This window comes from Desulfocastanea catecholica (genome assembly GCF_054657295.1).
The window spans coordinates 16,925-28,870 of record NZ_BAAHYZ010000035.1 but is presented as its reverse complement, the minus strand read 5'-3'; the positions used below and the strand labels follow the sequence as shown (position 1 = coordinate 28,870).

Genomic DNA, 11,946 nt, shown 5'->3' with positions numbered 1-11,946 from the left:
GCCGTCCGAAAAATGATTGCCGCGAGCTTTTTCTCCAATGTTGTCGTCCGTACAGACCTGTTAGTTCACCGACTGTTTGCTATGCCATAAAGAGTTGTATGCAAAAGGCCGGTTTACCTGAAGAGGCCACCACCTATTGGCTGCGTCATACCCATGCACAGCATCTGCTGGAAGCTGGGATCTCCGTCTTTGAGATCAAGGAAATGCTTGGTCATGATGACATTGAAGCAACAAACAGATACCTCCATATTCATCTCAAACTCATGAGGAGGGTTATCCTTGGCGAACTCGTTTGAAAGTTTCCTGGCACCACAGATGGAGCAATACATCGAATACCGGGAAAGCCTTGGTTATTTCGCGAAAGCAGTGGCCAGGTTAAGACTATTAGATCAGTATATGGTGACGAAAAATGTGACCACGCTTGAGGCCTTGACACCTCTGTTCTTTCTGAAAATGCGGACAGATCTGGCAATAGACCCGAATACGATAAACAGGGTGATCGATGGCTTACGCGGCTTTTTTCAATATCTCGTGCGAATTGAGTTCTGTCACTATAATCCGCTTGAGGGAATTCCCCGTTTCAAGGGAAACAACATTATCCCCTTTATTTTCGCTGATCAGGAGATTGAACATCTACTCGAAGTATCCTGGAAACAAGTCCGTAAAGAAAAACAAACGTTTTTTCTCAAGGATATGAGTTGTTGTATGGCTCTGCAACTATTAGCCCGCTGCGGTTTACGGATATCGGAGCCCCTGCGCTTAAAAGTAACGGATTTCAGGGCTGACGAGAGAACAATCCATATCAGAAAGACAAAGTTCCGAAAAGATCGGTTAATTCCCATCCCAATGGAGGTGGCAAACCATCTATCGGATTATCTCTTACTTCGCAACACCTTGCTGCCGGTAGATAATCAAAACCCATATCTCCTGGTCAGCGATCCCGCCAAGGGTTTACACAACCAGCAGGTTCGCAACTATTTCCACCAGGCAATAAAAGAAATCGGACTCACTCAAGCCAAACAGATTATCGGCAACACTAACATCAGTGGTACTACCCCACACTCGTTGCGCCATTCTTTTGCAGTCAATACCCTCAGACGGATAAAAGAACGAGGTGATTCACCACAAAATGCCCTGCCGGTTCTTGCAGTATACATGGGACACAAAAAATACACCTATACCATCTACTACCTCAAACTGATCGATGCGGACCAACACCGGAATCTCGTTGATTTCATGATTAAGTATCCATTACGACTATGAAACTTACAATCAGTGTTCACCATTTTTTTGAGCAGTATCTGCCACGGATCAAAGGGTACGGTCTCAATACCATCAAGGCCTATCGTGATGCGTTTGCTCTCTTTTTACCTTTTGCCAGGGATACGCTTGGAATGCCCATCAACTCTTTGCAACTTGAGCAGCTCACCCCGGAGTTGATTGTAGACTTTCTTGGTTGGCTGGAAAAAGAACGAGAAAATGGTGCCAGAACCAGAAATCATCGATTGGCGGCCATACAATCCCTGGCAAAAATGATCCTCTATATGTACCCGGAAAAAAGAGATATTGCGGTGCGAATACTGGATATCCCCTGCAAGCGTTACCACAGGAATATCATCGGCTTTCTTTATCAGGAAGAAATACTGGCTGTTCTTGATGTTGTTAATCTCAGTTCTGCGCAAGGCTTTAGAGATTATACCATACTCAATTTGCTTTTTGACTCCGGTGCCAGGGCCAGCGAAGTGGCTGCACTTGATCTCGACTACTTTGATCCACAGCAAAAAACGTTGGCCATTCTCGGCAAGGGAGGGCGCTTTAGAATGATAACCCTCTGGCCCAAAACGGTTGACCTCCTTTGCAGGTATGTTGAAAAGTACCGAACTACACCACATACTCTATACAGGAATCGTTTGTTTCTCAATCAGCGAGGAAAGGAACTTACCCGGCATGGAATATATCGGCTCTGTCGAAAATATCTGGAAAAAGTCCTGCCGGCAAAACGGCTGAAAGACCTCAATCCTGCCCACAGCTTCAGGCATGCGTGCGCGGTAAATATGCTTCTGGCCGGGGATCCCATATCAGACATAAAAAACCGTCTCGGTCATGACAGTATTAAATCGACAATGATCTATCTGCACCTTGATTTAAGCCACCGAGAAAGGATCCAGAAAAAATTTATCACCCATACACAGTCTTTGCTCAATCAGGATGACAAGATAGATGAACTGATCAACTGGGAGAACAGGGAGGAAATTTTAACTTGGCTTGATAGTCTTTAGGGGGCTTCTGGTCTCCGACAGGCTGGCGGATAGGTAATAAATAGCCTTATAAATTATGTTGCATGACAAAGAATAATCACTCTCAAAAATGGCAGAACTTCATGAAATAAAAAAGAAAATGAGCAAACAAACGACTCGCTTTACTTTTGTTATTATTTCAGCAAGATAGCTCAACTCGCAACATAACAGGAAACATCTTGAACCACCTAATTGTGGACTACCTGAAGATAGGCAGATGCAATCTACATCGCTAGCGTAAACACATCTTAGATCATACCCAATTCGTGCGACATCCTTCAACGACTCAATAAAAACCATGAAATTTCAGAAAGTTGTAATCCTCCCATAAACGCTTATTTCCTTCGTGAGAATTTGTCCCTGTATTCCCTGGGGCTTAAACTGGTTCTATCTTTAAATAATCTCCGAAAGGTACTTGCGTTCTCATAGCCTATCTGGAGAGTAATGTCATCGATACTGTCCAGTGTTGACTCCAATTTTTTCTTTGCTAATTCGATTCGCACTTTTTGTAGGTAGGTCAGTGGAGAATAACCTGTCGCCTGTTTAAAACGGCGTTTGAAGTGTCTCGAACTCAGACCGGCATGACAAGCGATTTCGTCAATTGTTCTTATCACAGCATAATTTTTTCCCATAAATAATTGTGCCTTCGTAATAGCCCTATCTTCATGCTTTTTCCGGTGATGCTCAAAAAAATATGGTGCCTGGCTCGTACGATTTGGATCTATAAGGAGAACTTTGGCGCAGACCTCTGCCAGGTCTTCAGAACCATATCGTCGGATCAGAGACAGTCCCAGATTTAAGTAGGCGGTAGAGGCACCAGTACAGACAATTCCATCCTCTTCAGTTAAGATCATCTCCGGTCGGAGTTTGACCTTCGGAAACAACTGCTGAAACCGGCGGGAAAACTGCCAGTTTGTGGTTGCCACTCGGTCATCCAGCAGACCAGTCTCAGCTAGCAGAAATGAGCCGGTGCAGACTGCAGCAATAGGAACGCCGGCTCTATTGTTCTCAAGAAGCCAGACCTTGACTTTTTTTGTTAAATGTTGGCCCAGCTTTGATGACGGAAATACTGGAGGCAGAATAATGTATTCAACATTCCCGGTCTCAGTAATGGATTTGTGAGCCTTAAGTTCAATACAGCCACTGCTCGTGACAGGTCTGCCATCGACTGAAACCAGTTCTGATATAAAAAGCTGCTCACAACTGCCGGTTAGCTCCTGATGCCAAAGGTTGGCAATAGCAAATGTATCGAGCAAACCGACTACTCCGGAAGTAAAACAGTCTTCTGTAATAAGAAAAGTGAACTTCATGTAATTCTCTTTACTAAGGTTTTGAGATGGAATGAGTTTGACCGATGTCTTTTTCTGCGCGTTATTTGTCATAAATGCCACTTTTAACGAGGTGAAGCAACTGGTATTTTACTTTTACGTTAAAGGTGCTGAAGGGTAAAAAGATGTTATAAGCAGGATGTTCCTAAATCATGCTCACAGGAGGAAACCAATGAAAGAGTGGAAAAAGTCAAGTTGTGTGCTCTGTGCTCAGAACTGCGGTCTGGAGATCCTTATCGAGAATGGCAGGATGTTCAAAGTTCGACCGGATAGGGAGAACCCACGAAGCAAAGGATACGTCTGCCGCAAGGGAATGAATGTCATGTATTATCAACACCCAAAAGACAGGTTGACGAAGCCTCTAAAAAAAGTGGGAGAGAAGTTTGTACCAATATCCTGGGAAAAGGCAATTGAGGAAATCAGCGAAAAACTTCTCCAGATTCACGCCAGCCACGGTCCGCGCAGTCTCGCGTATATGGGGGCCAGCATGCAGGGCGGACATTTCGAAGCAGGGTTTGGCGTCAGCCTCATGAAAGCTCTTGGATCACAATATCTTTACTCTTCTGCAGGTCAAGAATTCAGTGGCGCGTGGTGGATAAATGGTCGGGTGTTCGGTGGTCAACAGATCCTGACTGTTCCAGACGAACAGGAAACAGAAATGCTCGTCGCCTGGGGGTGGAACGGTATGCAGAGCCATCAGCTGCCACGAGCCCCGAAAGTGCTCAGGGATATTTCAAAGGATCCACATAAATTACTGGTCGTCGTGGACCCGAGAAGGAGCGAGACTGCCCAACTGGCCAACATGCACCTAGCAATCGCGCCCGGAACGGATGCGTTGCTGCTCAAGGCCATGATTACGATTATTCTCGGTAATGAATGGGAGAACAGGAAGTATATAGAGGAGCATGTTGAGGGTTTCGCATCGATACGTGGCTGGTTTAGTAGTTTGGACGTGGACGCGGCTCTTGTCGTCTGTCAATTGGACAAAGATCAGGTCGTAGACCTTTGTCGTTTAATGACAAGTAAACGGTGGTGCATGCATCCTGATCTCGGCATTTATATGAACAGGCAAAGTGCAGTAGCTTACTATCTGCTCACAATCCTTGCTGCATTGTGTGGAGTTTATGGTGTTCGTGGAGGTAATGTCATACCCGGCATGATCCGCCCGCTGGGTGGACATGCTGATGAAAGGAGTACAAAAGTCTGGCGCACAGTCGCCACGGGGATGTTTCCTGCAGCGGCTGGTTTTTATCCGCCTGCAGTTATGCCGGAAGAAATACTCAATGATCATCCCGAACGATTACGGGCAATTCTGGTCAATGGCTGCAACCCTCTGAGATCTTACCCCGATACTACTGCTTATGAAAAGGCGTTTGCTGCTCTCGATTTATTGGTTGTCACTGATATCGTATTAAATGAAACTGCTCAATTCGCCCATTACGTGTTGCCATCACGTTCTTTGTATGAATGCTGGGATGGAACCTTCTTTCCCTGGACCTATCCCGAGGTTTATTTCCAGATGAGGCAGCCTGTGCTCACACCTTCAAGTGAGTGCCTGGAGCCATCACAGATTTTTACCCGTCTTGCAGATAAAATGGGACTGATTCCGGACATCCCGGATGAGGTGCGTCAGGCCGCTGGTGGCAATCGCCAGGTCTTTGGCGCAAAACTGATGCAATGGGCTGCAAGGGAGCCATCTGTCCACCGAGCCATGCCATTTATCCTTGCAAAAACCCTGGGAGAACAGTGGGACAGCGGCAACAAGGCCGCGCTGTGGGGAATGCTGATGACCTTGCCACAAGAGGCCCGGGAGAATGGCGATCAAGTTGGTTTTACCATCGGGCCAGATCAGGGAGATCGAATGTTTCGCGCGGTTTTGGACAATCCTCAGGGACTTTGGCTAGGGGCAGTGGATACAGCAGAACAACTCGCAGGTATCCGGACCAAATCTCGAAAACTGGCAATATTTATCGAGGAAATGGAGGCAGAAGTCCTCTCGCTTTCTCCACAGCAGGAGCAGGAGGCGTTAATGAAAACAGAGGAATACCCATTTATTCTGATGGCGGGGCGTCATATGCAGTATAACGCCAACACACTTTTGAGGAATCCGGAGTGGAATGGGAAAAAACGAGCCTGTACTATCGCCATGCACCCTGACGACGCGAAGAAGTTAGGACTTGTGAACGGTCAGCTGGTACGTGTGACAACGGAAGCCGGCAGCGAAATGGGAGAGCTCGAGATCACCGAACAGGTAAGGAATGGCACTGTAATGATCCCGCATGGTTTCGGACTTCTGTATGATGGAAAGGTTTATGGCATCAATGTGAACCGTCTCACCAAAAACACCAATCGTGATCGTTTCGGTACACCACTGCACAGATATATTCCCTGTCAAATTCAGGTAAATGTCCTCCGGGACGGGTTGCAGGTCAGCCAGCCATAGAGTTTATTCCAGTTTTTGGGAATGTCAGAAAACCGAAAGGATGATTGCAATGAATACAAAGGTATCGCACAGACATGAAATGTTCGAGTTATCCGCCGTTGATGGTTACCGAATAGCCGTATCACGATTCAAGGCTCAAAAACAGCTCCTGGGAAACCTAATTGTAGCAGGGGCAACGGGTGTTCCTCAGGGGTTTTACTACAACTTTGCCCGCTATGCCAGTGCCTGCGGTTTTACAACATTAACCCTGGATTACAGAGGGATAGGAAAATCAAAACCTCAAACTTTAGTTGGTTTTCAAGCAACTTTTCTTGACTGGGCAAGTCTTGACCTAGCTGCAGCCGTAAACTGCATGGCAAGTGAAAAAGTACCGCTTTTCATGGTGGGGCATTCATTCGGTGGACATGCGCTGGGTTTATTGCCTAACCATGATCGTATTGATCGATTTTATGTTTTTGCAACCGGAGCAGGCTGGCATGGCTGGATGCCGCCGATGGAAAGCCTAAAGGTCCGTCTGCTCTGGAACATAATATTGCCCATTCTTGCCTTTAAAGGATATGCCCCAATGTCTATGCTTGGTATCGGCGAGGATTTACCTTTGGGAGTATATAAACAATGGCGGTACTGGTGTACTTTCCCACATTATTTTTTCGATGATCCGAAATCACCTGACGTCAAAGACAAATTTGCCCAAGTAAAAACACCGATAATAGCTGCAAATGCTTTGGACGACCTCTGGGCACCGCCCCGTTCTCGCGATGCATTTATCAAAGCATATAAACATGCGTCGGTAAAATGCGTTGACCTCGTGCCTGATAAACGACAAGGAGGTATCGGGCATATGGGTTATTTTCGTCCACAAGAACAGCCATTGTGGAATGATGCGCTGGAATGGTTCAAAGAACACTCAGCAAAATTCCAGGACAAGGAATAAAGCCCCAAATTTCCTGCCACAATAATGACAGTAATTTTCACATACTGTTAAGGTTGCCACCTTGAATGTCGCATTTCTTTGATAGTTCTTATGCAAAAGGTGTCTACTGTTGCTAAAAAGTCCCGAAATTTCTATAACCTAACAACAAAATCGCAGCCTGGAATTAGACCTTCTCCATGATTCTGTTCGCTCATACACCACACCCTGTGCATCCAAATACGCCCCGAATATTTTGTCCATTTCATGGTCAATCTCTTCCAAACAAGTTGGCAATTCCTCTTTGTACCTTGGGCGCTAACAGGAATTGAGCCATTTCTGCTAACGAAAACTGAGCCAGAGAGTGCGCGGTCAGGAGTGTCTTGAGGGGATGCAAAAGAGCGATGCGGGTGGGTAGATTAGCTGAGATTTGCTGAGCGGCTTAAGTGCGGAGAGATTCCCCATCGATCGGGATTATGCAGCAGCGATGCCGGAGGCGGTCGAGCAATGCGTCGACCATACTTTTGGGTTGGAGGATGTCGTACCAGTGCTCGAAGGCAAGATTGGTTGTGATTATTGTTGGTCTGCCTGCTTCGTAGCGTTCTTTCATGAGCTTGAAGAAGCTGTTCATCTGCTCGGGAGTTAGGGTTAGATATCCTAATTCATCGAGTAACAACAAATCGTAACGGCAAAGTCGCATAAGCAATTGCGGTGTTGAGCGGTCCGCCAGGGAGGCGTAAAGCTCGTCCAGCAAGTTTTGGACGTTGTAGAACCGACCGCGGTAACCGGAGATCAATGCCTGCCTGAGGATTCCGGAAGCCAAGCCGCTTTTACCGGTGCCGGTTGGCCCGGTAAAGATGATGTTTTCGCCTCGCTGCATGAAGTCGAGTCCAGCCAGGGTCATAATCCTGGTTCGATCAACCACCGGTTGACGCTCAAAGGGGAAGGTGCTGAGGGTCCAGTCCCAGGGGATCTTTGCCTGGTTGAGACGATAGAGCACACTTCGTTCTTTTTGGTGTTGCAGTTCTTCGGCGAGCAATTGCAGAATCAGATTCTGATGCCCCCAGCCTTCCTTCTCTGCCTTGGCCAGCAGCCGGGGAAAGACGGCAGCCATGCCGTGCAGTTTCAGTTGTTTGAGAAGTTCGAGGATTTCGTCAGTCATGAGAGTTCGAAGAAATCGCCTCCAGTGTTTTTCAGGATCATTTTTTCCAGTCTGGCCAGATCGTAAAGGCCGTAATGAAGTGCCTCCTGTACCGCTTTCTGGAACGGAGCTGGGGGATACGTCCTTTTGAGATCAAGCAGACGCCGCAACTTGACTATTCCCCGCCCACGGGCCTGCTTCTTGAGTTCAGCGACATATTGATCGAGGGATTCATGCTGACCGGTCAGGGTTTGTTCTTCCGTGCTGATTCCCTGATGGGCCCGTTTACTGTTGAGTGGCCGATGGTGGCCTGGTGTGGTGATGCGCTTTTCCCGCGCCAGAAGCTCGCGGTCATGTTCGGCAACGATGGTCCTACCGTGATAAATGACCACTTGCTGCCAGTATTTCAGTACTTCGACATTCTTGCCGATCAAGGTGTCGGGCACCGAGTAGCGATTGGTGTCAAGATGGACGTATCCCTCGATATCCACTGTCCGTTGCGCGGACAGATAGACCGGCGGCAGTACTTTCGGTAAGGATTGCAGGGATGACTTCTCCATGAGCCAAGCCTCCATGGGACTCATTCCCAAGCTGGTCTTTGGCTTGCGGTTGGCTACCTGATCGCACCATTGCCTGGCCTGGAGGTTAAGGTCATGCCAGTCGGTGAAGGTTCGACCGGCGAGGAAATTTCGTTCGACATAGTCAAATGGTCGCTCGATCCTGGCCTTTCTGTTGGGGTCGTTAATCCGGTGTGCCCAAAAACGAAAGCCGTAGATTCCGGCGAAGGCCTCCATTTCCGGGGAGAATGAGGCATCAGGACCTGCGCCGTGGCTGACAATGACGCTGGTATTATCGATCACGCAGCGGCTGCAAGCGCCCTGCATATAGGCCATGGCCTCGGTCAAGAAGGTTTTGCATTCAAGCCTGGTAAATCTTGGATAGTACTGGATGAAAAGCTGCCGACTGTAGGCCAGGGAAAGACCGGCACACTGGGCGGTAAGCAGACGGTCGCCTATTTTGAATCGATGAGGCGAGGTGTCATGCTGCATCTCAGCGCCTGGCTCAAAATGATAGCGTCCGGCCCTCTTCTGTGCCGGAATGCGCAGCTGATACTTACGGATCAGCCAGGTCAGGCTTTGGTAGGGGATTTTGATATCATACCGAGCCGCCAGCTCCTCCTGAACCCGGACGACGTTGCCCTGACAGTCGCGGAAGAGTTCGCGTACTTGTCCGATGTACTGGTCATATCCCGACTCCTTGCTGATCGATGGTCGGGCTGCCGCCGTCGCGAGCACTCTGTCCACCGTGTTGCGGGCTACCTTTAGTTGTTTGGCGATCATCCGCTTTGCTACCCCTTGTTTTGCCATTTCCCGGATCACTTGCTCTTTGATGGGGTCGATCATATTCAAGACGCTCCTTGATTTTGTGCTGCAGTTCGACGGTCAAACGCCTTGCTTTGGCCGCTCGGACCAGCAGCTGGCGGCGCAACTTTTGTTCCTGGTTCGGATAAAAAACCGTATCCGCCTTCTCTCGCAGACGATCCAGGATGGCGCAGACCACTTTGGCGTCATGCAGCCATTTTTCTTCAGGGCTTTCGTTTTTGTTCACATTAAGAGCCTGAATCGATTTGATGAACAGCGCAGGCTGGCTCAGCATCCGTTCCCGAACTTGCCGGTTAGCCTTTTGGTAATGCTCATAAAACAACTGCAGTTTCCGGGTGGACATCGGTTCACGCTCAAGATGGGCGGCAAGCCTTGTTGCATCGGAGGGATTGGCGCGCGCCAACGGTATCAGCACCCGACTGGCGGCCCAGGTTGAGATCTCTCCGGCGATTACTCGTGATAAAATCTCTTCGGGCAAGGATTCCAGCAGATCCATACGTCGCTTCACATAGGACTTGTCACGGCCTATCTGTCTGCCGATTTCGCTCAAAGAATAACTGAATCGACGATGCAGTTCCTGGATTAAGCCGGCCTCTTCAATCGCTTCCCATTGCCGTTCTCCACGCAGAATCAGAAGTTGATAGAGCGTCTGACTTTCTGACTCATCAACTACCCTTACCAGACCGGCATCCCGGCCGAGATATTTGAGTGCCGCATAACGAAAATAACCATCGACCAGTATCAATTGGTTATCTTCGCTGGATACCGCCAGCATCGGTTCAAGCTGGCCATGGCGCGAGATAGAGTCCGCCAACCGGCGCACCCGTGCCTCGTTCTTTACCCGGATGTGGGCGTAGCGCAATTCAAGCAGATGAAGGTCAACGGTTTGCTTTTTCATGCACCTCTTTTAACAGGAAACTGGCCTACAAGCTTACGAGTCCTCTCTTTGCAATCAATGTTGAAGTTTAATTAACCACCGGAAACGACGTTGATTTCAACGAGTAACGCGTCCATCTTTGCAATCAAGCCACCCTCAACCCTGCTCAACAGGTATCGTCCTGGATTAATGGAGCTTTCAGGTATTGACGCGTCCATTTTTGCAATCAGGGTCCGGTCGGTATCCTGTCCGCGCCGACGACGGTTACGTTCCCGTTGCCGTTGACGATTGCCCTCCACGTAGTCCGGGTTCTTCGCTCGATAATTTGACCAGTAGTCGGGATTCTTCCCCCGCCAGCTACTCCGGGCGGCACTCTGGTTGGCGCGGTAGTCAAGGTCGACAAGCAATTTCCTCCGTTGCCAGATTCGTTTACGAGCGCGTTGGCAGGCCCTTTCCGAGCAATACTGTTGATCAGGATTTTGCGGACGAGGGCTAAAACCCTGGTAGCAGTGTTTGCATTTGCGCCTCTCGGCCATGCTGATCTCCTCAACAAATTCATCTCATTGAGCAGATCAGCGGTTAGATGGGAAATTAAAAAGGAAGAAAAACCGGAGGAGATTGCAATGTTTCAGCTGGAATTGGAAAATTCGCTGCGGACATCTAATTGAGCTCTCTTTCCTTTTCCATTGAACCTCTGGGGGCGGGGCTGCGGCAGTGCGTAGTCCATTCAGGGGGCAGCTCCGAGAATGGGCCCGCAAAATTGCTCGTCGGAGGAGCTGCCACCTGAATGGACGGGGTACTGGCGAGGACCTTTCTAATGTCGGCCCCTGTTCGTCGTATTTTCCTCGTCTGTTGAGAGGATTTCGGCTGTCTTATTAACTCTTTTGTAAGAGCTAAGAAAAAAGGGAAGGAGGTGGCTCAATTTTCATTAGCAGACGTGGTTCATTTTTGATTAGCGTTGAAGCTTTGTACCGCCTAAACAACTGTGCAACCTTGTCATCAAGGCGACTCTCGATCAACTTCGCTGCTCTCTCTTGTTGCCTCATCGAATTCATCTCGCTTTCGATCTGTGCTTTCCCGTAGCTATCTTTGGTCTGTTCAGAATATCAGAAAATTAGTTGATTATACCGGTATCTGTTGTAGAGAAGAGGTTGATGTCTCCTTTCTTAAAATTTAATGCATTTTGAACAATCCAATTTTGGAGGAATTATGAACAAAGCAGAACTTGTAGCGAAAATGGCCGAAGGAGCCGAACTGACAAAGGCACAAGCAGAGAAAGCTCTCAACAGTTTCATCACTGTAACCACGGCTGCTCTCAAGGATGGAGACAAGATAGCTTTGGTGGGTTTTGGTACGTTCAGTGCGGTAAACCGTGCTGCTCGCATAGGCAGGAACCCGCAGACCGGCAAGGAAATTAAAATAGCTGCCAAAACCAACGGCAAATTCACACCAGGAAAAACTCTCAAGGACCTGAACCCAAAGCCGGTCAAGGCTGCACCGAAAGTAAAAGCTAAGGCAAAAAAATAGAATAAATCGTGTCCACCCTGAGCGTATCTGGGTTATTGATG

10 protein-coding genes and 1 pseudogene are annotated in these 11,946 nt (G+C 48.3%); 6 read left to right on the top strand and 5 right to left on the bottom strand.

Translation table 11 applies throughout. The features are described 5' to 3' along the window. The 3 genes from ACYQ8U_RS20600 to ACYQ8U_RS20590 all read left to right on the top strand — a co-directional run. On the top strand, positions 1 to 296 hold a 296-nt coding region (locus ACYQ8U_RS20600; RefSeq protein WP_459947447.1), incomplete at its 5' end, for a tyrosine-type recombinase/integrase. Further along, positions 280 to 1,263, top strand: coding sequence for a tyrosine-type recombinase/integrase (locus tag ACYQ8U_RS20595; protein ID WP_459947446.1), 984 nt, complete (start codon positions 280 to 282; stop codon positions 1,261 to 1,263). The genes ACYQ8U_RS20600 and ACYQ8U_RS20595, both read left to right, overlap by 17 nt. Further along, entirely contained in the window at positions 1,260 to 2,279 is a 1,020-nt protein-coding gene (locus ACYQ8U_RS20590) for a tyrosine-type recombinase/integrase (protein WP_459947445.1), read from the top strand. The genes ACYQ8U_RS20595 and ACYQ8U_RS20590 overlap by 4 nt, the downstream gene beginning before the upstream one ends. Before the next feature lie 353 nt (positions 2,280 to 2,632). Here the strand turns inward: ACYQ8U_RS20590 and ACYQ8U_RS20585 are convergent, their stop codons facing one another. Continuing rightward, the gene (locus ACYQ8U_RS20585; protein ID WP_459947444.1) at positions 2,633 to 3,679 is read right to left on the bottom strand and encodes a GlxA family transcriptional regulator; all 1,047 of its coding nucleotides are present in this window, start codon (positions 3,677 to 3,679) and stop codon (positions 2,633 to 2,635) included. Positions 3,680 to 3,797: 118 nt separating this feature from the next. On the opposite strand from ACYQ8U_RS20585, the gene ACYQ8U_RS20580 reads away from it, so the two are divergent. Further along, positions 3,798 to 6,068 (top strand): molybdopterin-containing oxidoreductase family protein, encoded by a 2,271-nt coding sequence (locus ACYQ8U_RS20580; protein ID WP_459947443.1) that lies wholly within the window; start codon positions 3,798 to 3,800, stop codon positions 6,066 to 6,068. 49 nt (positions 6,069 to 6,117) lie between these two features. After that, on the top strand, positions 6,118 to 7,002 hold the full coding sequence (locus ACYQ8U_RS20575) for an alpha/beta hydrolase family protein (RefSeq protein ID WP_459947442.1): 885 nt from the start codon (positions 6,118 to 6,120) through the stop codon (positions 7,000 to 7,002). Between the two features lie 418 nt (positions 7,003 to 7,420). On the opposite strand, the gene istB is transcribed toward ACYQ8U_RS20575, so the two are convergent. The 4 genes and pseudogenes from istB to ACYQ8U_RS20555 all read right to left on the bottom strand — a co-directional run bounded on the left by istB (position 7,421) and on the right by ACYQ8U_RS20555 (position 10,914). After that, positions 7,421 to 8,140, bottom strand: coding sequence for an IS21-like element helper ATPase IstB (gene istB, locus ACYQ8U_RS20570; RefSeq protein ID WP_459947441.1), 720 nt, complete (start codon positions 8,138 to 8,140; stop codon positions 7,421 to 7,423). After that, entirely contained in the window at positions 8,137 to 9,522 is a 1,386-nt protein-coding gene (locus ACYQ8U_RS20565; RefSeq protein ID WP_459947440.1) for an IS21/IS408/IS1162 family transposase, read from the bottom strand. The genes istB and ACYQ8U_RS20565 overlap by 4 nt, the downstream gene beginning before the upstream one ends. A 307-nt stretch (positions 9,523 to 9,829) precedes the next feature. Next, positions 9,830 to 10,399, bottom strand: a pseudogene (locus ACYQ8U_RS20560) (ParB/RepB/Spo0J family partition protein); the annotation flags it as partial. A 71-nt stretch (positions 10,400 to 10,470) separates the two neighbouring features. Then, on the bottom strand, positions 10,471 to 10,914 hold the full coding sequence (locus tag ACYQ8U_RS20555; RefSeq protein ID WP_459947439.1) for a hypothetical protein: 444 nt from the start codon (positions 10,912 to 10,914) through the stop codon (positions 10,471 to 10,473). A gap of 673 nt (positions 10,915 to 11,587) precedes the next feature. Here ACYQ8U_RS20555 and ACYQ8U_RS20550 point away from each other — a divergent pair. Then, a complete protein-coding gene (locus ACYQ8U_RS20550) occupies positions 11,588 to 11,905 on the top strand; it encodes an HU family DNA-binding protein (protein ID WP_459947448.1) in 318 nt (105 codons plus the stop codon). Positions 11,906 to 11,946: the final 41 nt, after the last annotated feature.

Excerpts from the sequence above, each read along its gene's own strand:
- ACYQ8U_RS20590 (WP_459947445.1), top strand. The coding sequence starts at position 1,260 with ATGAAACTTACAATCAGTGTTCACCATTTTTTTGAGCAGTATCTGCCA.
- ACYQ8U_RS20585 (WP_459947444.1), bottom strand. The coding sequence starts at position 3,679 with ATGACAAATAACGCGCAGAAAAAGACATCGGTCAAACTCATTCCATCT.
- ACYQ8U_RS20580 (WP_459947443.1), top strand. The coding sequence starts at position 3,798 with ATGAAAGAGTGGAAAAAGTCAAGTTGTGTGCTCTGTGCTCAGAACTGC.
- ACYQ8U_RS20575 (WP_459947442.1), top strand. The coding sequence starts at position 6,118 with ATGAATACAAAGGTATCGCACAGACATGAAATGTTCGAGTTATCCGCC.
- istB (WP_459947441.1), bottom strand. The coding sequence starts at position 8,140 with ATGACTGACGAAATCCTCGAACTTCTCAAACAACTGAAACTGCACGGC.
- ACYQ8U_RS20565 (WP_459947440.1), bottom strand. The coding sequence starts at position 9,522 with ATGATCGACCCCATCAAAGAGCAAGTGATCCGGGAAATGGCAAAACAA.
- ACYQ8U_RS20555 (WP_459947439.1), bottom strand. The coding sequence starts at position 10,914 with ATGGCCGAGAGGCGCAAATGCAAACACTGCTACCAGGGTTTTAGCCCT.
- ACYQ8U_RS20550 (WP_459947448.1), top strand. The coding sequence starts at position 11,588 with ATGAACAAAGCAGAACTTGTAGCGAAAATGGCCGAAGGAGCCGAACTG.